Here is a 23,069-nt window from a genome sequence, read left to right as displayed (position 1 = left end):
TTCCGAACAGAGAAGTTAAGCCCGCCAGCGCCGATGGTACTGCACTCGTGGGAGAGTAGGTCGCCGCCTTTTTAAGCTCCAGTACAGAAATGTGTTGGAGCTTTTTTTATGCAAGAAAATCAAGGAAGTTAGGGCTGTATACGGATAAGTATTTCTAGAATTGCGCAATAGTTCGACTAGAATTAGTTCTTATCTGAGTAATGTAGGCGTGGCCTTATTATCTATTCCTTCTTTACGGTTATAAAATACTGATCTCTTTGTGCGTGATTGATAGGTGCTTATATTGGAGTGATCTAAATTTAATGCCTTATTAAATCGAGCATTATTTATTATAGTTAATAAATCTCAAATTACTTGTTTTTCATTCTCACTTATGCTTTACGACATAGAGTTATAAGGCGCTAATAGAGCATCCAAACAATTATAAACATTAGAATGTTTGTAACCAGCTGCTATGAAGGATAAGCGTTAGTAAGAATTATTTATTAAGAGATATCAATACACTCACTCTGAATTCTGATCTTAAAAGTATAGGGTATAGATGCGATTGAAATTAGAACTAGTCCTTTATAAAGTCTTGGTATTCTAGATAGAATAGCTCCAGTTTTGACATATACTCATATAAAAAGTCAAAAACTTTTGGCCAGTCATTTTTATTATTGATTTTCACACCTTTGAGTCTTATGTATACTCTAGAGATGACCTTCCCACTATCAAGAAGATATTCATCATTAAAAATAAGATTAGGAGACACTTCTTCAAGTAGTAAAGATTTTAGACTTAGAAGTTTTTCATAATAGTATGCCTTATCAATTTCGTCATTAGATTCAGAATCTATAGCTACCAAGGCATAGCCATTAGTAAAATCAAATTTTAAGGTTACGTCTTTTATTCCTGTGTTATAAAGTAGCCATTTACGGGGATATCTTTTTGCAAAGAAAATCCAAAATTGCTTCCGTACTTTTTTAGCTTCTTCTTTAGAGTACATAACTATAAGAAATATGCGATAACTATACCTATTAAAATTACACCGAGCTTTGTTGCGTTAAACTGATGATTTTTTGAAGATTCAAAAAGTATAGTTGTTGACACGTGTAACAAGACTCCTACTACTAAAGCATTTACTTCGCTACTGTAAGTCTCCAAAATTGATGACTGTGTCTTTAAGAATGCTCCTAGCGGTGTCATGCAAGCAAATATGATTAGAAAAATGCTTGTTTGTATGGTAGACATTTTTGAGTTTAATAAAAAAGCCGATAAAATAACTGCAATGGGAATCTTATGAACTATAACTCCAAGGAGTAAATCTTGATTTTCGGCAAGTGGGAAACCCTCTATAAGAGAGTGTGAGCAAAGACTTAAAAATAATAATATAGGAAACGTTCCTTCATCTTTATGGTGAACGTGACCGTGTTCTGCTCCTTTAGATCCAAATTCTAAAATGATTTGAATAAGTAAGCCTAGCATTATAAAAATCCCAATGTTAGAATTATTACTACTGTATACTTCAGGCAAAAATTCAAATATCACTACAGAAAGTAAAAAAGCTCCACTAAAAGAAAGTAAAAGCTTAATCCCATTATTTACAGCTGGCTTGAAAATAAGTGCAAATGTGAGTCCTATTAAGACGGCTATGATGGGAAGAATAATTGCAAGCAAATGGAATGAAGTTTTGGGTCGTTAAGGCGGTAAAATTAACGTATTTTTGCGGCATATGAGTAAGAGTAGTGAAAACTTTAAGATGGTGGCCAAAACGTTTTTTGGCTTTGAAAAAATTCTAGCAGAAGAGCTTAGAAACTTAGGCGCTGGTAACGTTGAAATTGGGACGCGTAATGTCTCTTTTGAAGGTGATAAGGGGTTTATGTACAAAGCAAATTTGTGCTGTCGTACCGCTATTAAAATTTTAAAGCCCATTGCCGAGTTTAGGGTGATGAATGAGGATGATCTCTATAGACGTATGCAACGCATAAACTGGAGGAAATATCTAGATGTAAAGAAGACCTTTGCGATTAATGCAACTGTAAGCGGTACTACATTTACACACTCGCAGTATGTCGCCTTTAAAACTAAAGATGCTATTGTAGACAAATTTAGAAAAGAAGAAAACGTACGTCCTAGTGTTGATACTAAGCATCCAGATCTTAGACTTAACGTCCATATACAAGACAACTGGTGTACATTGTCACTAGATAGTAGTGGGGCATCATTACACCACCGTGGTTACAGAACTGCGACAAACATAGCACCTATAAACGAAGCACTGGCTGCGGGCTTAATTATAATGAGTGGCTGGCACGGTCAGTCAGATTTTCTTGATCCTATGTGTGGGTCTGGTACAATGTGTATAGAGGCTGCAATGATAGCCTGTAATGTGCCTGCAAACTTAAATAGAAAAGAATTTGCTTTTGAAAAATGGGGAGATTGGGATGTAGATCTTTATGAACTCATTGAGGCATCTGCTCTTAAACGTGTTAAAGATTTTAAATACACGATTACTGGTTATGATAAAGCACCATCTGCCGTAGAGAAGGCTCGTGAAAATGTAAAAAACGCGCAGCTTTCAGATTTTATCACTATAAGTGAGAAGAACTTTTTTGAAACTAAAAAACAAGGTAATGACTTCTTACAAATGGTGTTTAACCCACCTTATGGTGAGCGTTTACCTATAGAGATGGAAGCGTTTTACAAAGAGATAGGTGATACACTTAAAGGTGGTTATCCTGGATCTCACGCCTGGATGATTACTTCTAATATGGAGTCACTTAAGTACGTGGGGCTTAGACCTAGTAGAAAAATCAAGTGTTTTAACGGTAGTTTAGAAAGTCGTCTGGTTAAATATGAGATGTACGAGGGAAGCAAGAAGGCTAAGTATCAGGATGATAATGAATAGTTGTACGCTTTCGCGAAAGCGTAATTAATCCCCTACTTTTTAAAAATAGGGATAAGATATGATAGCGTATATCCATAACCCACACCTACCGTAGAGTCTTCTGTAACTTTACCGAAGCCCGGAATATAAAGATTTGCATATCCATCTGGATCTTTTGTTGTGATAGATCTCTTAATCTGAACATTAACACCTAGGTAGATATTACTAAAAAGTTCTACTTCTAGCCCTAATTTAAGCTCTAGCCAAGTAGCATTGAGTCCAGAAAAATCTTGGGAGTCTAGTCTTGTGTCATCACCAAAAAGGGGATTTGTAGTGTATATGGTATAGCTGTCTAGCTCTTGACTAAAACTAGAAAAACCAGCACGTACACCTGCATAGATTAGATTATTCATCCCAAACCAGTTCTCATAAGCATTGTAATTAAAACCGGCTTTTACGTAACTACCTTTTGTAGTATTCTCAATATTGGGTAGATCTGTTACTTTGGTTTCGTTACCTAACTCTGCGGCTAGATAGTAGTTTTTCTTTATTCTAAAATCGCCTACTACTTCAAAGCCTGTGTAGTTGTCATCAAGAAAAGATCGTACAGGTTTTGATAAATCTATACCTACTCTGAGGCCGTAGTAATCTGTAGGGACTTTTGCTACTGTGTCAATTGCTATAGCTTCTTCTCCTATATCTTGAGCACTAACACCAGCAGATATAACGGTAAATAGTAGGCTAGTGAAAAATACTAATGTGTGCTTCAACTTGATCATTTACCGTTGGGTTTTCTATTATAATATTCTGTATCCAAGAGCCATCATCTTGAGGAACTAGTTCTGCCAGTAACTCATCATATATCACTCTAAAGCCGCAAGCCTTGCTTACATACTCCTCATCGCGTATGTAGGTAAACACTAGGTCATCTACATTTATAGGCTCGTCATCTTCTTCTTGAGAGTTTATTATAAATGAGTAGGTTGTAACATCTTCTATAGTACGTAGAGGGATAGCAATACTGTCTGTGCCTGTAGTCACTGTAAAGCCTGTATCCTCTGGTATAGATCCTTCTGCTACGATAGCAAGATTGTTAGGAGCTTTGGGATCTGAAGGGCTGTCTGCATCATAAAACTTTATAATAAGCAGTGGGGTAGTGGGTGTAGTTTCTGCACAAATGTCATCACGCTCGCAGGCGCTTTGCCCAAAGCATATAATGAGTAACAGTATATAAAAGAGTTTTTTCATTATGATCTTTTCTCTAAAAGTACAACATTCTCTACGTGATGAGTTTGAGGAAACATATCTACGGGTTGTACCTTAGTTACCTTATACACGTCATCTAGTAACGCGAGATCTCTTGCTTGTGTTGCACTATTACAGCTTACATATACAATTTTTTGAGGAGAGATATTTAAAATCTGGTCTACAACGTCTTTGTGCATACCATCCCTAGGTGGGTCTGTTATTATAATATCTGGGTCACCGTGTGTGGCAATAAACTCTGAGTTAAAAACCTTCTTCATATCTCCTACAAAGAACTCAGCATTTTCTATACCATTGAGTTTTGCATTTTCCTTTGCAGCGGTAATAGCATCTGGTACAGCCTCTACACCTATCACTTTTTTAGCTTTTTTTGCAACAAACTGTGCGATAGTTCCTGTGCCTGTATATAAGTCATATACAAGCTCATTACCTGTAAGACCGGCAAAGTCTCTTGTGATTTTGTATAACTCGTATGCTTGCTCTGAGTTAGTCTGGTAAAAAGACTTAGCATTGATCTTAAACTTAAGACTTTCCATCTCTTCAAAGATGTGATCACGACCTGCATAACAAATTACCTCCTGATCATAAATGGTGTCATTGCCCTTACCATTAATTACATATAGTAAAGATGTAACCTCTGTAAAGGTGTCTTTTATGTAGTTAAGAAGTAGTTCTCTTTTTTGTACATCTTCCTTGTAAAACTGTACGAGTACCATAAGCTCCCCCGTAGTAGAGGTACGTATCATAAGCGTGCGTAAAAGCCCTTCTTGATTTCTGGCATTGTAAAAAGCCATATCATTTGCGGTAGCAAATTCTTTTATGCCATTACGTATAGCATTACTAGGGTCGCGCTGTAGGTGACATTTTTCAATATCAAGTATCTTATCCCACATACCTGCAATATGAAAACCAAGGGCGTTGCGATCTTCTATTACCTCGCCACTTTTTATTTGCTCTAGTGTGAGCCATTTTGAGTCAGAAAATCCAAACTCCATTTTATTTCTATAGAAGTACTGCTCTTTGCTTCCGGCAATAGGAGTAACTTCTGGTAATTCAATTTTTCCTAGGCGGGTTAGATTATTTACTACCTCTTGCTGTTTGTACTCAAGCTGGTATTTATAATCCATATGCTGCCACTTGCAACCACCACAAAACTCAAAGTGCTGGCATTGTGGTTCTGTACGCTTTCGCGAAAGCGTAACCACCTCTGTTGCAGTACCCTCATAGTAGGCTTTACGTTTTTTTGTAGTCTGTACGTGTACCACATCTCCTGGCACAGCGTTGTTTATAAATAACACCTTACCATCTGGTGCGTGACCTATGGCTTTACCTTTTGCGCCGGCATCTGTTACGGCTATATTTTCAAAAATCTTACGATTAGTTTTACGTCTACCCATAGTGGCAAAAGTAGGATTTATATTAAAGCTATTTTCCGAAAATTATAAGAGATTATCAATAGTTTGTAAAGTATGACGCTCCTTATGTTTTGTAATCACTAGAGCATAAAAAAGGCCACTATAAAAATATAGTGGCCCTAATAATTGAGGGAATTATTTATGAGGTGTTAGTCAACTTTATTGTTGAACTTATGTAAGATTTTTTTCATTTGCTCTCCTGCAGCTTCTCTACCTCCTAGACCAAAGCTCAGAACCACCGTAAGTGCAATAGTACCAAGTGTAAGACCAAAGGCAAGGTTAATAATCTCATCTGCAATGCCCATCGTGCTTAACCCTATTGCAAGGAAGATAGCGATGATAGCCATACGTACGATAGATGCTAAGAAAGCATTTTCTTTGGCTGCCATATTTTTATAAACGATGCTTGCAATCCAGTTACCTATTACTAGAATAACAAGTCCAAATAATATTTTACCACCATATACATTTATAGTTGCAAAGATTTCTGAAAGTTGTTTAAACTCTAACTTTTCTATAGCGGTAGTAATACCAAAAAGGAGGATAAAAAAGTAAACGATGTTACCTATAAGGTTTACCACATTTGTGTTGCCCGTCATTTTATCAAGTTGCATTTTTTGAAGTGTAGCATTCATATTCATTCCGTTAAGAAGATCTTTTACAAGACCACTTAAGAAACGAGCACCTATTGTAAAGGCAAGAAGGATTATTGCTGCAACAGCTATTTTTGGTATAGCAGCCATAAAGCTAGATAGCATTGTAGTTGCCGGTATAGAGATAGAGTCCATCTCTAGTATATTAAGTGCTACAATAAGTAATGGTATAAATACAAAAATGAAAACTACCTTCTTAAGGATGTTTACAACATCAATTTTAGTAGAGATTTTTAATTTAGGCAGTGCTTTACGTATGGTGTCTCCAGACATTCCTACAAACTCTGCAACGATTGTTGCCAGCATATACCCTATGTATGTTACAAGACCAGCACCTACTATACGAGGTATGAAGCCTAGAAAATCATCTAGCATATTTTTAAGTGGGTCTAGGGCAGAGGTAAGACCTAAACGACCTAGCACAAGTGTAAAAACAAATATCATTACAAGTAAGTAAACTAGTTTTGATATAAATTTTGATAAAGTGATGGTGTCACTTTTTAATTTCTCATCAAGACCACTCTTTTTAATGATCTTTGCAGTTAATTTTTTGAGTAGCTTTGCTATAAATATACCTACTATAAGAAGTAGTATAGCGACAAGTGCGTTGATTAAGTAATCACCACTACTTAAGTTTTTAAGTAAATCGTTGAGATAGTCCATTTTGATTAATTATTTTAGTTTAGTCAAATGTACTTCGATTACTTAGGGTGCTATTTTATTTCTAGAAGCATCAAGGCGTTAAAGATGAAATGCATACAAAACACGACATAATACACAGTTGTACTATGTTTTATGAGGTTGATTTCTCTCCTCTGACATAATTGTTAAGAATTAGGAATTGTAAATTATAGAATAAAAAAACTTACACATTATGGCCACTGTTGATCAACTTACATCACAACAGGCAATCGCTCTCGAAGACAAGTACGGAGCACACAACTACCACCCGCTTCCAGTTGTACTTTCAAAGGGAGAAGGCGTTTACGTCTGGGACGTAGAAGGAAAAAAATACTTTGATTTTCTATCTGCATACTCGGCAGTAAATCAAGGTCATTGTCATCCTAAAATTGTAGGAGCAATGACAAGTCAAGCACAAACACTTACACTTACGTCAAGAGCATTCTATAACGATATGCTAGGTAAGTTTGAGAAGTATGCTACAGAGACTTTTAATTATGACAAGCTCTTACCTATGAATACAGGTGCAGAGGCAGTAGAGACAGCTCTTAAACTTTGTAGAAAGTGGGCTTATGAGGTAAAAGGAATAGACGAGAACGAGGCAGAGATTATAGTATGTGAGAACAACTTTCACGGGAGAACCACAACCATCATCTCATTTTCTAACGACCCTGTGGCTCGTAAAAACTTTGGTCCTTACACAAAAGGATTTATTAAAATAGAGTATGATAATCTTAAAGCCCTAGAAGAAGCACTTAACAGCAGTTCTAATATAGCAGGTTTTCTAGTAGAGCCTATACAAGGAGAAGCGGGTGTATATGTACCTAGTGAGGGTTACCTAGCAGCGGCAAAAGAACTGTGTAAAAAACATAATGTACTATTCATAGCAGACGAGGTTCAGACAGGTATAGCAAGAACAGGACGTTTACTAGCTACCTGTGGTAACTGCGATTGTGTAGATAAGCACTGTTCTGGTACACCAGAGGTAAAAGCAGATATCTTAATACTAGGTAAAGCCTTATCTGGAGGTGCATATCCAGTATCTGCAGTACTAGCAAATGATGATATTATGGGTGTAATAAAGCCTGGTAACCACGGTAGTACCTTTGGAGGAAATCCGGTTGCAGCGGCTATTGGTATTGCAGCACTTGAGGTTATTAAAGATGAAGAGCTTGCAGATAATGCACAAGAGCTAGGTGAACTCTTTAGAGCAGAGCTTGCAAAGTTTATTGAGACAAGCTCTATTGTAAATGGTGTACGTGGCAAAGGATTACTTAACGCTATCCTTATTAACGATACAGAAGATAGCTCTACCGCTTGGGATATTTGTATCGCTTTACGTGATAATGGATTACTAGCAAAACCTACACACGGTAATATCATACGTTTTGCACCACCGCTTGTAATGACTAAAGAGCAATTACTAGAATGTGTTGCGATTATTACAAAAACGCTTAAGCAATTTGAGAAGTAATAACTCTTAATGATAAAAATAAAAAAGCCGCTTCAGTTATGAAGCGGCTTTTTATATATAATTAGGATTCCTTATTAGTAAGAACCTCCCATTTGCTCTAGTTGCTGTTGTTGCCATTCTTCCATACCAGCATATCCTCCAAAGGCGATTAGCATACCTATAAAAGCTAATACCATTAAAGCACCTAGTACAAGACCTATGATAGCAATGATTCTTGCTGTTTTTAACTGTCCATAGTTTTCATAAAGTTCTGGATCTTCGGCAGCTGTTTTCTTGTCTTTGTTTGCTAGAAATAATGCAATACCAGAAAGCACTACTCCTCCAAAACCTGATGTAAAACAACAAGCGATAAATGATATAATCCCTAGTACAAGAGATATCGTTACATTAGGTAATTTTTGTTTTTCCATTGTTGAGTGGTTAATTAGTTAGTTGTCATTTTTATAATGTAGCTCACGATAATCGTAGCGACTGTCAATATAGCTAAAATTATGATACTCTTATTAGCATATTTAATACTAATAAATTGTTTAAGTATGAGAAGTGAAAATAATAACACAAGCGGATAAATAGCAGGATACATAAAAAATGCTTCTACAAACTCACCTCTTAGTATCAAAGCAATAGAACGCTGTATGCCACACCCCATACACTCAAATCCGAGGTATTTCTTATTCATACAGGGTAGCATATATTCTTCCATTGCAGTATTTTCTTAAAGATGGCATTATAACCATTTACTATAGTCTCAAATTTAATAACAAAAAGAAAGCATAAGGTTTAATCTGTTATAAAATATTTCAAATTTAAACTACAAATACTCCCATAGTTATGGGAAAACACTTGATTAGTTTTTCCATACAATGCTTATTTTTACCTATAAAGTTTAATACTTCTATGTTATGGTAAAAGGAATGCGCGTACAAGCGCTAGATGACGATTTTGAAGGTCTGGTAGTAGAGACGGTAGATGGGGAGATACTCGTAGAAGATAGTGATGGATTTATTTTACGCTTTCGCGAAAGCGAACTCATACCCATTATAGATGATAGACTTAACAGCGATCTTGCTTATGTACCAGATAGTGTAATCTCTGAAAAAGAGCAGCCAAAAAGACGACAAGCCCCAAAAGTCTCTGCAAAAGAGCGCAATGCTCCTATGTTTGAGGTAGATCTACACATTAATAAACTTGTAAAATCTAAGCGTGGTATGAGCAATTATGAGATACTCACCCTACAGCTTGATACAGCAAGAGGTCAACTAGATTTTGCCATACGAAAGCGCATCCCAAAAATGGTTTTTATACACGGAGTAGGCGAGGGCGTACTGCGAGAGGAGCTCTATACTTTGCTACGTAGGTATGACGGTATTAAATTTTATGATGCAGATTTTCAAAAATACGGGGCAGGAGCAACCGAGGTCTACCTCTACCAAAACGCCACTACTCGTTAAAATCTGGCTTTTCTGTTATAACAACGTCTGGTGATGTATATACACCAAAATTTTGAGTAGACTCATCACGCTGCTCATCCTGATTTTCTGGATTTATATACACAAGTAACCTTGTAAATATAGATATCTGAAAGTCTGTGATAACATACTCGTTATCACGATACTCATTTACAGTAGTTTCTACCGCAATAGCTGGATTTAAGTAATCATCATCTGTAGGCGCATCGGGATTTGAGTTGTCATTTGCTGGGTTGAGATCCATATTTGCATCTTCGTTGCGTGTGAGCACTCCATCACCATCATCATCTGGGTCAAGGTAATCTGGTATCTCATCACCATCTGTATCTCTAGAGAGCATTGTATCTATAGCAGTCCCATCTTCATTGAGAACCACACCTTCTAGCTCAGTAGGTACGTTATCACCATCATCATCAGAGTCTAATATGTCTGGTATGCCATCCTCATCAGTATCCTTAAGATCTGCAGTACCCGCGACACCTTCTGGGTCTTCTATCTCAGAAGGTATACCATCCTCATCAGTTTCGGTTCCTGATCTTGTAATGATCACTTCTCCTTCTGTACTTATAAACTCTTCTGCTACCACCGGAGTTGCAGGTGGTATAAGGCTACAAAAGTAATCACTAGATACCGCGTCATTAAAACGTCTGTATGAAACTTGGTCATCACCAGAGAGTGTAATGTCATCAAGTTCATCTACTCCTCCAAAAATATCTTGAGTGGTTGAAAACTGTAGTGCTAGCGTCTCGTTAGTACTCGTGTTAATTTTATAAAATACATACTCGCTATCTGTACAAAGTTCTAGCTCAAGATCATCAAAATCTATCTCTGTGACTATAAGATCACCATCGTCACACGAGGTAGCGATAAAAGAAAGGATAACTAAGGCTAGAAGCTTTTTCATATAAATTATGTTTATGACAAAAATAGGGTAAAGAGATGTAATTACGCTTTCGCGAAAAAAGTTATTTAAACAGCATTAACACCCTGCATTTACTTGTTACAATGTGCCCATTTGGTACAACCTTGCTCATCATATAGAAACGCTAAAGTGTAAGAGCTGTCGGGATATTTTAGTTATTTTTGTAGACTAATCCCCTAAGGAATAACGTTTATGTCTCAGGTTTATTTTGATAATGCTGCAACCACTCAAATACGTCAAGAAGTATTAGAACGTATGATGGAGGTTATGAGAGAGGTGCCTGGTAATCCATCTTCTACACACGCCGTAGGTCGCACCGCAAAAAGTCACGTAGAAAGTGCGCGTAAAACCATTGCAAAGATTCTTAATGTTACTGCGGGAGAGATTATTTTTACATCTGGAGGTACAGAGGCAGATAATCTTGTCATAAATAGTGCTGCTCGAGACTTAGGAGTACAACGCATTATTACCTCACGTATAGAGCATCACGCAGTGCTACACGCAGCAGAAGAAGCAGCAAAAACCTATAACATTTTACTAGAGTACGTTCCCTTAAAAGACTGTGGTTCTCCAGACGAAAAAAAACTAGAAGAAATGCTCGCATCAAATGATGCGAAAACCCTCGTGAGCCTTATGCACGTTAATAATGAGGTGGGTAATATGATAGACATAAAAGCAATTGCGACTATGTGTAAATCATATGGAGCACTAGTGCACTCAGATATGGTGCAAAGCATTGGCCATTATGCTATAGACCTTCAGGAGGTTCCTGTAGATTTTGTAGCGGCTGCTGGTCATAAATTTCACGGGCCAAAAGGTGTAGGATTTGCATTTATAAGAAAAAATAGTGGTCTTAAGCCACTTATATTTGGTGGTTCACAAGAGCGTGGTTTACGAGCTGGTACAGAGGGTGTACATAATATTGCAGGACTTGAGACAGCAATGCAATGTGCATATACTCATCTTGAAGAAGAGAGCAATTATGTGAAAGGGATAAAAACCTATTTCGCCGAAAGGCTTAAAAAAGAAATCCCTAGTGTAAAACTTAATGGGAATTGTAGCAATCCAGAAAAGAGTACATATACCTTACTTAACGTATGCTTACCTATTGCTTCAGAAAAGGCATTATTGCTGCTTTTTCAATTAGATATGAAGGGTATTGCTTGCTCTAAAGGAAGCGCTTGCCAGAGTGGGAGTGATAAAGGTTCACACGTGCTTCAAGAAATCTTATCTGAAGATGATCTTAAAAAGCCTAGCGTGCGTTTTTCTTTCTCAAAGTATAATACAAAAGAGGAGGTAGACTACGTGATAAGTGTTCTTAAAGAATTCCTAGAAGGTGTACCTGCGTAGTCTAGAACTTAGCAGATACTCGTACATTAAAAACTCTAGGAGATAAAAAGTTAGGTATTGCAAACTGCTGTTGTGTACTTGCGTCTCTTACAAAGGTGTTTGTAATCGAGTTCTGTCTATCAAATATATTATAGATTTCAAAACCAGCCGTAAGATCCTTGAAGATGTGCAGCCAGTGACCCTTTGGGTACGGTTTTGATGCATCTGTAAAGACATAATTTATACCTGCATCTGCTCTAAAATAGTCTCTCAACCTAGGTAATTCTGAAAACACATAAGGATCTGCATAACTAGGTGATCCTCCTGGTAGGCCTGTCTGGTATACCATATTAATGTAAAGTTTCAAACTAGGAATATTAGGCGCGTAGTCTTGAAATAGAAAAGCAACCTTTAATCGTTGATCTGTAGGTCTTGGTATATACCCTTGATTGTCTATATTTTCTTCTGTGCGCAGTACACCTAGACTTATCCAGCTTTGTGTACCTGGTACAAACTCACCATTAAGTCTGGTGTCTATACCATAAGCTCTTGCCGTAGCATTATTTGTAGCTCTGTAACGTATGCGTACATTTTCTAAGGTATATGGGTTTACATCTGTAAGAACTTTATAATATGCTTCTGTCACTAGTTTAAATGGGCGTTCCCAAAGATTAAAACTCCAGTCGTGGCCAGCTACAAGATGAAAAGATTTTTGTGCTTTTACATCTGGTCGTACCTGTCCCAGTGAGTCTCTCAACTCTCTATATAAAGGCGGTTGTGCATAGAGACCTCCAGATAATCTAAAAATCATATCTGAGTTGCCACCAGGTTTTAAACTAAGTTGTGCTCTCGGGCTTACTACGGTTTGTGTTGTACTCTCAATGTTATCTCCGCTTACCGTCCACTGTTGTGCTCGTACTCCAGCATTTATCCAGAGCTCGTTATTTCCTATCTCGGTACGTTTACTGTATTGTCCATAAGCAGAGAGTCTATTAATCTGCACATTATTACGAGCACGTATGTTTGTAAAGGGCTCAAGAGGCGCATCAAATGCGGCATAAGGTTGCTCATTTGTAAAATCTCCTATAGGTGGTCTTATAGAAAACCCTGCAGAGTCTATAACCTCATATTCTTCTAGTCTATCACGTATATCTTCACGAGTATATTTAATGCCCCAATCTATTTGGTCTGTATCTTTTAAATACGTTCCTTTATGCTCTACATTTATAAAAAGAGCATCTAGATCATTACGAGCGTGTGTAAGTTGTGAGCCTATACCTTGTGTAAACTCTACATCACCTAGGTCTTCATCACCTATGTTAGTATTAGGTCTTCCTAAACGATAGTCTGCAAAAATATCAAAATACTCTTGCTCTTGTGTGTGATATGCAGATCCTAAAACTTTGAGTGTGGTATGCTCATTAAGTTGATAAGTACCTTTTAAGGCTCCAAAGTAAGTTTCATACTTATCTTCTTCTTGACCTTCATAAAAGACAATAAGAGCTAGTGGGTCAGCAAGACTACCAAAATTGGTTTGTCGTGTAAGTGGCTCATAGTCATATTTATTTATCGCAATGTTCCCTAAAAAGTCTAGTTGAAATTTATTTGTAAACTTATACGTAAGCAATGACTGAGCGTCAAAAAAACGTGGTTTAAAGTTCGTTTCTGTTTGTTTTGCATTTACAAGAAGGCTATTATCGCGATAACGTACACCTGCAAGTGCTGTAAATCTCCCGTCTTTAGAAATTCCTTCGCCAGAGATACTACCGCCTAGAAGGCTTGCATCTACACTGGCCGCAAAGTCTACAGGCCTTCTGTAGGTAATGTCAAGTACAGAAGATAGCTTGTCTCCATATTTTGCCTGAAACCCTCCTGCACTAAAAGCTACATTTTGAACCAGATCACTGTTTACAAAACTTAATCCTTCTTGCTGTCCAGAGCGTACTAAAAATGGACGGTAAACTTCTATTTCATTAATGTATACTAGGTTCTCGTCAAAGTTACCACCGCGCACAGCATATTGTGTACTTAGCTCATTGTTATTACTCACTCCTGGTAATGACTTGAGAAGATTTTCTACTCCTGCATTTGCACCCGGCGTCTTGCGTATAGTCTCTGGAGCTATGGTAGTTACACCTTCTACACGCTGCCTGGTAGTAGTGGTAATAATAACAGTGCCTAGTTGTTCAATATCGGTTTTTAATACTGGGTTAAACTCAATATCGGCGTTTGCTTTAAGGTTGAAGGTTTGTGTTATTTTTTTAAAACCCACATAGGTATAAGATATTGCGATGTCTTCATTTGCAGGAATCACTATTACATAAAAACCATTATCATTTGTAACAGTACCATCTCCCATAAATGCAACAGAAGCTCCTGGTACGGGTGTGTTTTTATCATCGAGTATGATGCCTCTTATAGTTGCCGTTTGGGCAAGACCTAGAGTTGTAAAACATAAAAGTAGGATGAGTAGGAGGTAGTTATTTTTCAATGGATGGCTTTCTAAAGAATGTAGTTTCAAATGTAGTACTATTTCCCACATTATCAGTCACGATAAGTTTGAGTTCGTTCTTAGTATCTGTAACGGCATTATCGTTAAAATCGTGTGTAAGTGTTTTGGTTTTTGGCTCATACTCAAGTAAGATAAACTTACCATTTACAGTAGCACGGTATCCCTTTATACCACTCGCCAGGTCTTTTATCTCAAATTTAAGGTAGCGATATTTTGACATCCATTTACCTTTTGTGAAGTTACTAGCCTTTACCACTGGCGGGTCTGTGTCTTTTGCAATTGTATATTCTCCCAGGGTACGTGTGTTAATTTGTAGTTTATTATCCTTAATACGGGTATTACTGTAATACACATCACCTTTGTAATTTATTCTACCTAGATATAACTTATCGCGATCTGCCTCATTATAACCAGATAGGTCATATGAGATGCTTATATTTTTATGCACTGGTAGTACATCTTTGTGTAAAGTGAGTTTGTCACCTTCTGCTTTGAGATTTAAAAAGTAGTCATCATAAAATGCTCCTTTAGGAATATATACCTCAAATTTTCCTTCGTTAAAATTGTACCCTTGGTCACTGTATACAAAGTCTTTGTAGTCGGTAGCTATGTTTTTTGGGGAGATAGTATCACTAGTTCCGCTTATAGGTATGTTTATGATCACTTCGTTGTGAGCATAATCTTTTACTTTAATTTGGTATTGGTAAGCAAGACTATCTTCTATTGTAAGTATACCGTTATCAACCTGCTGAGTATATATACTAAGCGGATTGTTTCTCTCTATAAACAATTTCTGTACGCGCTTTCTTTTGTCTTTATATAACCCATAATCTATCATTCGGTTGAGATACCTTGTTTCAGCAAAGGAGAATTTATCCATTTTTACCTCAAAATTGGTCTCACCGTTTAATGACGTTGTAATGGCATAAATCCCATTCTTATTATTTGCTAGATCTTGCTGGTCTATGGTACCTATTGCAAATCCTATCGAGCCTTTTGCCTTTATATTTTCGGCTTGGTAACTCCCGTCAGACTTTTGAGTGAGGCGCACATCTATAGCTTCGGTTCCTTTATTAATTGTAGACTGCGCATCAAGTGGGTAAGCCCTAAGATGATTTATGGTAGGCTTTCTAGTGTCTTTTGCGTTGAGTCCAAATAAGAATGGATTCATAGGTCTCGAGTTACCATCACGTATTTCAAAATGTAGGTGAGGGCCGCCACTACTACCTGTGTTACCGCTATATGCAAGTATCTCTCCTTGACCTATGGTGAGCTCTCCTTTTTTAGGAAATAGCTCAATCTCATAAGACTGTTTTTTGTATTGTGCGCTCTTGATGTAAGCTTCTACCTCTGGACAAAATTTCTGTAAGTGCCCATACACGGTGGTATAACCATTAGGGTGAGCCACATAAATAGCTTTCCCATAACCGTAGTGAGATATTTTTATGCGTGTGATACTACCTTCGGCTGCTGCATAAACGGGTAAGCCAGTCCTGCGCTGTGTTTTTAAATCAAGCCCACTATGAAAATGGTTGCTACGTAGCTCTCCAAAACTTCCAGCAAGTACAAGCTCGCCATCTAGCGGATTTACAAAGTAATTTTCAGGAATTTCATTTTGAGAATATATTAATCCAGTTATCAGGACTAGCGCAAATGATAATAGCAATCTTTTAGACATAGGTACTAAAGTAAGTAATAGCTTTGTATAATTAAAAATGACGGTGGTGATAAGTCCGCTTTCGCGAAAGCGCAACACTATTCCTCAATAACTAAGCTCGCCGAAAACTCTTGCGATAATGAGAAATACCCTAGAATAAACGCATCTGGTCTGTTTAAATTATCAAACTGATCTATATTATCTATATCAGTAATATTAAGAAAATTACCCCTTACCGTGGCAGTAGGTGTCTGGAAGGGACCGTTTTCTCCTTGCTGACTTTGTTCTAGAAGTCCATTCATATAGTCATAAAACTGCTCATCTGCCCCTAGAATGCTTATATCTATAGTGTCTCCAGGGTTGAGAGGAGTATCATCTGAGTCATAAAAATAGGAGAACTCAAATTGTTGCCCCTGGTAAAAGCGGTCTTCTGTAGGGAGATATTCATTAAAGTCTAGATCTATCACATAATAGTTATCATCATCTGGAATATCTGTAAAGGCGATAGTCACCTCCTTATCATCTGGGTCAAAAAGCTCACCATCGCCTTGCTCTACCGTATCTATAGGTACAGAGGGAGCGAAGGTTGTTCTAGCAAAATAGTCTTGATCTTGATACGTTACAAATATTAAGTACTCAGAATCGCTAGTGAGCCAGCTTGTTACTATTTTGTTATCTGCTACGGGAGAGACTGTGGTAGCAAAGGGTCTGTAAACACCAGGTTCACCCGGTACAGGCTCATAGGGTACAAAACCAGACTCTTCTGCTTTTTGAATAAACATACTTTCTACTTCTGCTGGTTGTATCTCACCAAAAAACGATGAAGATAGGGAGACTTTAATGTTTGCTGCTGTTAATTGCTGCGTAGTATCTATGCGTATTAAGGCATCTACAATAAGTCGAGGGTCTTCATCATTAAGATCTACATCTATTACATCTTCACACGATGTAAATACTAGTAGTAATGCTATAAGGAGTGTTATATATCTCATCTCTTACTAAAATTTAAAATTATAGGTAACCGCAGGAATGATTCCAAAAATTGCTGTTCTTACTGCCTCGTTATTTCCAGTTTCTGCATTTTGCCTAAAGTTAATAGAGGCTGCATTTCGACGGTTATAGGCATTGTAAATACTAAAAACCCATTCTGACTGCCACGATCTGTTTTTGTTTTTTTCTGGGGTAAGTGTCGCGCTTAAGTCTAATCTATGGTAATTAGGTAATCGTTGCTCGTTACGAGGACCGTAAGTAGGGATAACTATACCTTGAAACTCAAATTGACCCACAGGGAAGTTAGTAGGCTGTCCAGTTTGGAATAAAAAGTTACTGCCAAATTTCCACTTGTCACTAAGCTCATAATTGAGATTCATAGAGATGTCGTGAGTTTTATCATAAGGCGTGTTATACCACTGCCCGCGGTTTATGCCTAGCTCCTCTGATGTTCTTCCTGGTGTGCGTTGCTCAGATTTTGATAAGGTATAAGCTAGAAAACCTTTAAATTTTCCATCATTTTTACGTAGTAAAAACTCAAGACCATAGGCTCTAGCCTCACCTTGTAAAATAACTTGCTCTATGGCTTCATTTGCAATAAGCTGGGCTCCGTCTATGTAGTCTATACGACCATCTATGTCTTTATAAAAAGCCTCGGTTTCTATAGTGTACTCGCTGTTTTCTATCTCAAGATTTTTAAAATAACCTATGGCATATTGATCTAGTTGTTGTGGTGCTGCATACTGGCCACTGGGTGTCCAGATGTCAAGCGGAGTAGGGGAGCTTGTGTTAGATAATAAATGTAAATATTGTACTAGTCTCGTGTAACTCGCTTTAATTGATGTATCGTCATTAAAAGCATAAGAAGCTGCAATTCGAGGTTCAAGCGCATTATATGTAGCGAGTTTATCTCCTCGTGAAAAAGAGGTATCTACACCTATAGGGTCTTCGCTTTGATATATAAGCAAGAATGGATCAAAAGATACTGGCTGGTCATTACTGTAAATATTAACCTCGTCTTGTCCTAATCTCGTAAAATTACTAAAACGTAAACCATACTCCACTGTCAGGTTTTGCGATAATTTATGTTCTACGTCTACATATGCAGCAAACTCATTTGCATATTTCTTAACCAGTTGCTCTTCTATAATTCCAGAGTCTGGACCATTAGGTTGAATTTTACCAGGATTAAAAGTATAGTATAAGTTATTAATACCTGAGTAGATCTTCATCTTGTCATTAAGATAGTGAGTGAGATCATATTTGATATTTATATTGTTAATACCAGAGTTCCACTCAAAGCCTACAAAGTCTAGATCAAGCCCGTAGTAGTAATCGCTATAAATAAGAGAGGCGTTTGAAAATAGCTTGTCGCTAAAAATATGGTTCCATCTGAAATTACCTACCGCATTACCATATACATTTTTAAAACTATCGCTTACGCTAAAAAGATCTCGGCCAAAATAACCAGATAGATACAAGCTATTATTATCATTGATCTTATAATTAATCTTTGTATTAAGGTCGTAGAAATATGCTTTATTATCTATATCAAATAGTGGTAAAAATAAATGTGCATATGATGCTCTACCGCCAAAAAGGAAAGCCGCTTTATCCTCTACAATAGGTCCTTCTACCAGGAGTCTACTTGCTACAGCTCCTATACCTCCTGTAACTTTTGTTTTCTTGCTGTTACCTTCCTTTTGATAAATATCTAGTACAGAAGACACCCGTCCACCATATCTAGCTGGTATCCCTCCTTTATATAGTTTCAAATCCTTAATAGCATCTGGGTTAAAAACCGAAAAGAAACCAAAGAGGTGTGAGGAGTTAAAAATAGTAGCCTCGTCTAGAAGAATTAAGTTTTGATCTGCAGCGCCACCTCTGACGTTAAAGCCAGAAGCTCCCTCACCAGCACTCGTTACGCCTGGTAGCAGCAATATAGCCTTTATAACGTCTGCCTCTCCTAATACAACGGGAATACTTTTTATAGTCTCAGAGGTGAGTGCATTTACACTCATTTGTGGTTTACGTATTCTCACACGTTCTACTTTCTCTTCTATGACAATCTCATCGAGTTGCTCTAGTGATGTAGAGAGAGCTATATTTTTACGTATATCTTTGTTGAGCTCTATAGTTTCTATTACATCTTTATAGCCTAAGTAGCTCACCTGTACCTTATAAGTACCCTCGGGCAAGGTGATAGAGTAGAAGCCATATGAGTTAGTCACAACTCCATCATTAAGCTCAGGAAACAAGATGCTTACTCCTATCAAGGTTTCATTACTTGATACATCTGTAATGGTACCGCTCAACGTATATTTTTCTTGTGAGAATAAGGGTTGTAACGACCCTAAAAATATCAGTACGTATAAAATATTTTTCATTGTAAAGATTTGAAGTAAAGCTAGTGACAAAATACCGATAAACTTGTTAAAAATAAAAAGCCTCTTCATTTTTGAAGAGGCTTTTGTCGGTGATGATTACGCTTTCGCGAAAGCGTAAAAACCTTAATCTATAATCGCGTTAAATGTTTCGCTTGGTCGCATTGCTGCAAATGTTTTATCGCTACTCACACTGTAGTAACCCTCTATATCTTGAGGACTTCCTTGTGCTGCGTTAAGCTCATTTATGATAGTATGCTCATTTTCTTCCATTTTCTTTGCAATAGGAGCAAACTCTGCAGCTAGATCTGCATTTTTAGTTTGGCTAGCTAGTCCTTGTGCCCAGTATAATGCTAGGTAGAAGTGACTGCCACGGTTATCTAACTCGTTTACTTTACGAGAAGGTGATTTTCTGTTTTCTAAAAACTTGATAGTCGCCTCGTCTAGTGTGTCTGCAAGTATTTGTGCTCTCTCATTACCCTTAGTAGTAGCCACGTGCTCTAGTGACACCGCTAGTGCAAGAAATTCTCCAAGAGAATCCCAACGCAGGTGACCTTCTTCTAGAAACTGCTGTATGTGCTTAGGCGCAGATCCTCCAGCACCTGTTTCAAAAAGTCCACCGCCATTCATAAGTGGTACAATAGATAACATTTTTGCACTGGTCCCCACTTCAAGTATTGGGAAAAGATCTGTATTGTAATCACGCAGTACGTTACCAGTTACTGAGATAGTGTCTAGACCATTTTTAATACGCTCAAGTGAGAAACGTGTCGCTAGTACAGGCGACATAATCTGTATATCTAGTCCTTCTGTATCGTGATCTTTAAGATAAAGATTTACCTTTTTAATAAGCTCTGCATCGTGTGCACGCTCACTGTCTAGCCAGAATACAGCTGGAGATCCAGTTGCTCTCGCACGACTTACAGCAAGTTTTACCCAGTCACGTATAGGTGCGTCCTTTACTTGACACATTCTCCAGATATCACCTTCGTTTACCGCGTGTTCTGTAAGAACGTTACCTGCATTGTCTACCGTACGTACTGTTCCTGCAGCAGGTATTTCAAAAGTCTTATCGTGAGATCCATATTCTTCGGCTTTTTGAGCCATAAGACCTACGTTAGGTACTGTTCCCATAGTAGTAGGGTCAAAGGCACCGTGCTTTTTACAAAACTCTATAGTTTCTTGAAAAACACCTGCATAGCTACTATCTGGTATAACTGCCTTAGTATCTTGTTGCTTTCCTTGAGCATTCCACATTTGTCCAGAAGCACGTATCATAGCTGGCATAGATGCATCTATAATCACATCACTAGGTACGTGTAGGTTTGTTATTCCTTTATCTGAGTTTACCATAGCTAGGTCTGGACGAGCATCATAACAAGCCTGTATAGCCGCCTTGATTTCTTCTCTTTCAGATGCTGGTAATTCCTCTATTTTGGCAAGTAAATCTCCAAAACCATTATTTACATCTACACCTATTTTATCAAGAGTAGCACCATACTTTTCAAATACTGGAGCAAAAAATACTTTTACTGCGTGACCAAATATTTTTGGATCAGAAACCTTCATCATTGTTGCCTTCATATGCAGAGAGAATAAAAGATCTTTCTCCTTTGCATCTGCAACCTGAGTTTCTAAAAAGTTTATAAGCGCTTGTTTCTCCATAAGAGAAGCATCTATAATCTCTTCAGCAAGAACTGGAGTCTCAGCCTTAAGTACTGTTACTTTACCTGCAGCATCTACGTGTTCTATACGTATGTTACCTGCCTCTTTTATTGTAACAGACTTTTCGTTATTTCTAAAGTCTCCGTGAGACATCGTTGCCACGTGAGACTGTGAGTCTGCACTCCAAGCACCCATACTGTGCGGGTTATTGCGAGCATATTGCTTAACTGGCTTAGGTGCACGTCTGTCTGAGTTACCCTCACGTAGTACTGGGTTAACAGCACTACCTAGTACTTTTGCAAATCGTGCACGTATAGATTTTTCTTCGTCTGTTGTAGGCTCTTCCGGAAAATCTGGAATTGCATATCCATCACTCTGTAATTCTTTTATAGCCGCTGTAAGCTGTGGTATAGAAGCAGAGATATTAGGAAGCTTTATAATATTAGCTTCTGGTTTTTTTGCAAGTTCTCCTAGTGCTGCAAGCGCATCTTCTTGTCTTTGATCTTCTGTAAGATATTCAGAAAAGTTTGCTATGATACGACCAGCCAGAGAGATATCCACTAGCTCCATCTCAATATCAGAAGATTTTGTAAAGCGCTTTACAATAGGGAGGAATGAATGTGTTGCAAGCATAGGAGCTTCATCCGTAAGTGTATATTTAATGGTGGTTTTATCTGTCGCCATTCAGGAGTTTTTTTATTTAATAAATCAGTTGAAATTTACTTGCTGAGCAAGCCTAGCAAATATAGCTAATAGCTTAGGATACTTGCAATGCCAAGATGGTAGAAAACCCTTATAATTGTGAAGAAATAAACATTTTTTTAAGACAAAAGCCATATCCCTGTACAAAGTACGTTGATATGGCTTTTTAGAAATTGCTTTACCGGTAAACCCTTGAAGTTTTATAACAGTGTTTTAATAACTGTAACCGTTCAATTTCTGCTGAAATAGTCTTGTTTGTCAATATAAAACAAACTATCTCAGGGATGTCGCGTTACTTAAGATTATTTAATAAGTAGATGATTTACAAGATCTACTCATCTAGCTTGTGCAGCGGGTCTTATTAGTAACCACAACTTAACTAAAATAATATGTTAATACTATTGTAGTTTTCTGGATGGTTAAAATCGTCTAGTGGATTAGAACTACATAAATGTAGTAATAGTTTTGATTCGTTAGTTTAGAATGTATTTATTTAATTTTCAACCAGTTATTAACTTGAGTTCTTAACTTTTGTTCATAAAAAAAGCCTCACTATAAAAGTGAAGCTTTTTGAATAAAATTGTCCAGTAAGACTATCCGCGTCTTTCTTTGATACGAGCTTTCTTACCTGTAAGACCTCTGAAGTAGAAGATACGTGCACGACGTACAATACCTCTTTTGTTTACTTCAATCTTCTGGATAGCTGGAAGGTTAAGCGGAAATACACGCTCTACACCTACAGTACCAGACATCTTACGAATTGTAAAAGTCTGAGTTCTTCCAGTACCTCTTAATTGTAACACAACTCCTCTAAAGAACTGTGTTCTACTTTTTTCACCTTCCTTAATTTCATAGTACACAGTGATAGTATCACCTGCTGCAAAGGTTGGGAAATCATTTTTTGGGATGAATTCGTCTTGTACGAATTTTACTAAATCTTCCATTTATGGATATTAAAGTGATTTTACGTTAGGGCAACATTCACGAACATCGTCAGAGGTTAGCCTAAGCGGGTGCAGTTTTACTTGCGGTTTTAAATTGTTCAAAGTGCGTCTTAATTTTATTCTTTACGCTTTCGCGA

General features: G+C 37.4%; 19 protein-coding genes and 1 rRNA gene. 5 read left to right on the top strand and 15 right to left on the bottom strand.

Going from position 1 to position 23,069, the window contains the following annotated elements:
* Positions 1-72 (top strand): 5S ribosomal RNA (gene rrf / locus ACFO5T_RS15165); the annotation flags it as partial.
* A gap of 487 nt (positions 73-559) precedes the next feature.
* On the opposite strand, the gene ACFO5T_RS15130 is transcribed toward rrf, so the two are convergent.
* Together ACFO5T_RS15130 and ACFO5T_RS15125 are read right to left on the bottom strand one after the other, a co-directional pair.
* On the bottom strand, positions 560-988 hold the full coding sequence (locus tag ACFO5T_RS15130; RefSeq protein WP_380036115.1) for a DUF4268 domain-containing protein: 429 nt from the start codon (positions 986-988) through the stop codon (positions 560-562).
* Between the two features lie 2 nt (positions 989-990).
* The gene (locus ACFO5T_RS15125; protein ID WP_380036112.1) at positions 991-1,659 is read right to left on the bottom strand and encodes a ZIP family metal transporter; all 669 of its coding nucleotides are present in this window, start codon (positions 1,657-1,659) and stop codon (positions 991-993) included.
* An 82-nt stretch (positions 1,660-1,741) separates the two neighbouring features.
* Here ACFO5T_RS15125 and ACFO5T_RS15120 point away from each other — a divergent pair, with 82 nt between their 5' ends.
* Positions 1,742-2,890, top strand: a complete 1,149-nt coding sequence (locus ACFO5T_RS15120) for a THUMP domain-containing class I SAM-dependent RNA methyltransferase (protein ID WP_380036127.1) — start codon at positions 1,742-1,744, stop codon at positions 2,888-2,890.
* Between the two features lie 32 nt (positions 2,891-2,922).
* Here the strand turns inward: ACFO5T_RS15120 and ACFO5T_RS15115 are convergent, their stop codons facing one another.
* The 4 genes from ACFO5T_RS15115 to ACFO5T_RS15100 form a co-directional block, all read right to left on the bottom strand.
* On the bottom strand, positions 2,923-3,648 hold the full coding sequence (locus ACFO5T_RS15115; protein ID WP_380036109.1) for a DUF6048 family protein: 726 nt from the start codon (positions 3,646-3,648) through the stop codon (positions 2,923-2,925).
* Positions 3,611-4,117: a DUF6452 family protein gene (locus ACFO5T_RS15110; protein WP_375252520.1), complete on the bottom strand. Its 507-nt coding sequence runs from the start codon at positions 4,115-4,117 to the stop codon at positions 3,611-3,613. Before ACFO5T_RS15110 ends, ACFO5T_RS15115 begins: the two co-directional genes overlap by 38 nt.
* The gene (gene rlmD, locus ACFO5T_RS15105; RefSeq protein ID WP_380036106.1) at positions 4,117-5,532 is read right to left on the bottom strand and encodes a 23S rRNA (uracil(1939)-C(5))-methyltransferase RlmD; all 1,416 of its coding nucleotides are present in this window, start codon (positions 5,530-5,532) and stop codon (positions 4,117-4,119) included. The genes ACFO5T_RS15110 and rlmD overlap by 1 nt, the downstream gene beginning before the upstream one ends.
* 167 nt (positions 5,533-5,699) lie before the next feature.
* Positions 5,700-6,866 carry a mechanosensitive ion channel gene (locus tag ACFO5T_RS15100; protein ID WP_298354444.1) on the bottom strand — a complete coding sequence of 389 codons (1,167 nt, stop codon included), beginning with the start codon at positions 6,864-6,866 and terminating at the stop codon, positions 5,700-5,702.
* A gap of 211 nt (positions 6,867-7,077) precedes the next feature.
* Here ACFO5T_RS15100 and rocD point away from each other — a divergent pair, with 211 nt between their 5' ends.
* On the top strand, positions 7,078-8,358 hold the full coding sequence (rocD, locus tag ACFO5T_RS15095) for an ornithine--oxo-acid transaminase (protein WP_298354442.1): 1,281 nt from the start codon (positions 7,078-7,080) through the stop codon (positions 8,356-8,358).
* Positions 8,359-8,432: 74 nt separating this feature from the next.
* Here the strand turns inward: rocD and ACFO5T_RS15090 are convergent, their stop codons facing one another.
* Together ACFO5T_RS15090 and ACFO5T_RS15085 are read right to left on the bottom strand one after the other, a co-directional pair.
* Positions 8,433-8,768, bottom strand: coding sequence for a CCC motif membrane protein (locus tag ACFO5T_RS15090; protein ID WP_035328227.1), 336 nt, complete (start codon positions 8,766-8,768; stop codon positions 8,433-8,435).
* 14 nt (positions 8,769-8,782) lie between these two features.
* Positions 8,783-9,007, bottom strand: coding sequence for a DUF2752 domain-containing protein (locus ACFO5T_RS15085; RefSeq protein WP_380036124.1), 225 nt, complete (start codon positions 9,005-9,007; stop codon positions 8,783-8,785).
* A gap of 253 nt (positions 9,008-9,260) precedes the next feature.
* On the opposite strand from ACFO5T_RS15085, the gene ACFO5T_RS15080 reads away from it, so the two are divergent.
* A complete protein-coding gene (locus ACFO5T_RS15080; RefSeq protein ID WP_380036101.1) occupies positions 9,261-9,809 on the top strand; it encodes a Smr/MutS family protein in 549 nt (182 codons plus the stop codon).
* Here the strand turns inward: ACFO5T_RS15080 and ACFO5T_RS15075 are convergent.
* A complete protein-coding gene (locus ACFO5T_RS15075; RefSeq protein WP_380036098.1) occupies positions 9,799-10,731 on the bottom strand; it encodes a hypothetical protein in 933 nt (310 codons plus the stop codon). The two genes, ACFO5T_RS15080 and ACFO5T_RS15075, sit on opposite strands and share 11 nt — an antisense overlap.
* A 210-nt stretch (positions 10,732-10,941) precedes the next feature.
* On the opposite strand from ACFO5T_RS15075, the gene ACFO5T_RS15070 reads away from it, so the two are divergent.
* Positions 10,942-12,099, top strand: a complete 1,158-nt coding sequence (locus ACFO5T_RS15070) for a cysteine desulfurase family protein (protein ID WP_380036095.1) — start codon at positions 10,942-10,944, stop codon at positions 12,097-12,099.
* Position 12,100: 1 nt separating this feature from the next.
* Here ACFO5T_RS15070 and ACFO5T_RS15065 read toward each other — a convergent pair whose 3' ends face one another.
* From ACFO5T_RS15065 to rplS, 6 genes are all read right to left on the bottom strand, one after another.
* Positions 12,101-14,569, bottom strand: a complete 2,469-nt coding sequence (locus ACFO5T_RS15065) for a TonB-dependent receptor (RefSeq protein WP_380036092.1) — start codon at positions 14,567-14,569, stop codon at positions 12,101-12,103.
* Positions 14,559-16,268 carry a M23 family metallopeptidase gene (locus ACFO5T_RS15060; RefSeq protein WP_380036089.1) on the bottom strand — a complete coding sequence of 570 codons (1,710 nt, stop codon included), beginning with the start codon at positions 16,266-16,268 and terminating at the stop codon, positions 14,559-14,561. The genes ACFO5T_RS15065 and ACFO5T_RS15060 overlap by 11 nt, the downstream gene beginning before the upstream one ends.
* Positions 16,269-16,345: 77 nt before the next feature.
* Entirely contained in the window at positions 16,346-17,239 is an 894-nt protein-coding gene (locus ACFO5T_RS15055) for a DUF4249 family protein (RefSeq protein ID WP_380036086.1), read from the bottom strand.
* 6 nt (positions 17,240-17,245) lie between these two features.
* Positions 17,246-19,624 (bottom strand): TonB-dependent receptor, encoded by a 2,379-nt coding sequence (locus ACFO5T_RS15050; protein ID WP_380036083.1) that lies wholly within the window; start codon positions 19,622-19,624, stop codon positions 17,246-17,248.
* Positions 19,625-19,747: 123 nt separating this feature from the next.
* Positions 19,748-21,970 carry an NADP-dependent isocitrate dehydrogenase gene (locus ACFO5T_RS15045; protein ID WP_380036080.1) on the bottom strand — a complete coding sequence of 741 codons (2,223 nt, stop codon included), beginning with the start codon at positions 21,968-21,970 and terminating at the stop codon, positions 19,748-19,750.
* Between the two features lie 611 nt (positions 21,971-22,581).
* On the bottom strand, positions 22,582-22,932 hold the full coding sequence (rplS, locus tag ACFO5T_RS15040) for a 50S ribosomal protein L19 (RefSeq protein ID WP_035328245.1): 351 nt from the start codon (positions 22,930-22,932) through the stop codon (positions 22,582-22,584).
* Positions 22,933-23,069: the final 137 nt, after the last annotated feature.

This window comes from Dokdonia genika (assembly GCF_042652845.1).
GTDB classification, from domain to species: Bacteria; Bacteroidota; Bacteroidia; order Flavobacteriales; family Flavobacteriaceae; genus Dokdonia; species Dokdonia donghaensis.
The sequence above is the reverse complement of the archived record's forward strand: the minus strand, read 5'-3'. Positions and strand labels throughout refer to the sequence as shown.

Excerpts from the sequence above, each read along its gene's own strand:
- ACFO5T_RS15130 (WP_380036115.1), bottom strand. The coding sequence starts at position 988 with ATGTACTCTAAAGAAGAAGCTAAAAAAGTACGGAAGCAATTTTGGATT.
- ACFO5T_RS15120 (WP_380036127.1), top strand. The coding sequence starts at position 1,742 with ATGGTGGCCAAAACGTTTTTTGGCTTTGAAAAAATTCTAGCAGAAGAG.
- ACFO5T_RS15115 (WP_380036109.1), bottom strand. The coding sequence starts at position 3,648 with ATGATCAAGTTGAAGCACACATTAGTATTTTTCACTAGCCTACTATTT.
- ACFO5T_RS15110 (WP_375252520.1), bottom strand. The coding sequence starts at position 4,117 with ATGAAAAAACTCTTTTATATACTGTTACTCATTATATGCTTTGGGCAA.
- rlmD (WP_380036106.1), bottom strand. The coding sequence starts at position 5,532 with ATGGGTAGACGTAAAACTAATCGTAAGATTTTTGAAAATATAGCCGTA.
- ACFO5T_RS15100 (WP_298354444.1), bottom strand. The coding sequence starts at position 6,866 with ATGGACTATCTCAACGATTTACTTAAAAACTTAAGTAGTGGTGATTAC.
- rocD (WP_298354442.1), top strand. The coding sequence starts at position 7,078 with ATGGCCACTGTTGATCAACTTACATCACAACAGGCAATCGCTCTCGAA.
- ACFO5T_RS15090 (WP_035328227.1), bottom strand. The coding sequence starts at position 8,768 with ATGGAAAAACAAAAATTACCTAATGTAACGATATCTCTTGTACTAGGG.
- ACFO5T_RS15085 (WP_380036124.1), bottom strand. The coding sequence starts at position 9,007 with ATGGGGTGTGGCATACAGCGTTCTATTGCTTTGATACTAAGAGGTGAG.
- ACFO5T_RS15080 (WP_380036101.1), top strand. The coding sequence starts at position 9,261 with ATGGTAAAAGGAATGCGCGTACAAGCGCTAGATGACGATTTTGAAGGT.
- ACFO5T_RS15075 (WP_380036098.1), bottom strand. The coding sequence starts at position 10,731 with ATGAAAAAGCTTCTAGCCTTAGTTATCCTTTCTTTTATCGCTACCTCG.
- ACFO5T_RS15070 (WP_380036095.1), top strand. The coding sequence starts at position 10,942 with ATGTCTCAGGTTTATTTTGATAATGCTGCAACCACTCAAATACGTCAA.
- ACFO5T_RS15060 (WP_380036089.1), bottom strand. The coding sequence starts at position 16,268 with ATGTCTAAAAGATTGCTATTATCATTTGCGCTAGTCCTGATAACTGGA.
- ACFO5T_RS15055 (WP_380036086.1), bottom strand. The coding sequence starts at position 17,239 with ATGAGATATATAACACTCCTTATAGCATTACTACTAGTATTTACATCG.
- ACFO5T_RS15050 (WP_380036083.1), bottom strand. The coding sequence starts at position 19,624 with ATGAAAAATATTTTATACGTACTGATATTTTTAGGGTCGTTACAACCC.
- ACFO5T_RS15045 (WP_380036080.1), bottom strand. The coding sequence starts at position 21,970 with ATGGCGACAGATAAAACCACCATTAAATATACACTTACGGATGAAGCT.
- rplS (WP_035328245.1), bottom strand. The coding sequence starts at position 22,932 with ATGGAAGATTTAGTAAAATTCGTACAAGACGAATTCATCCCAAAAAAT.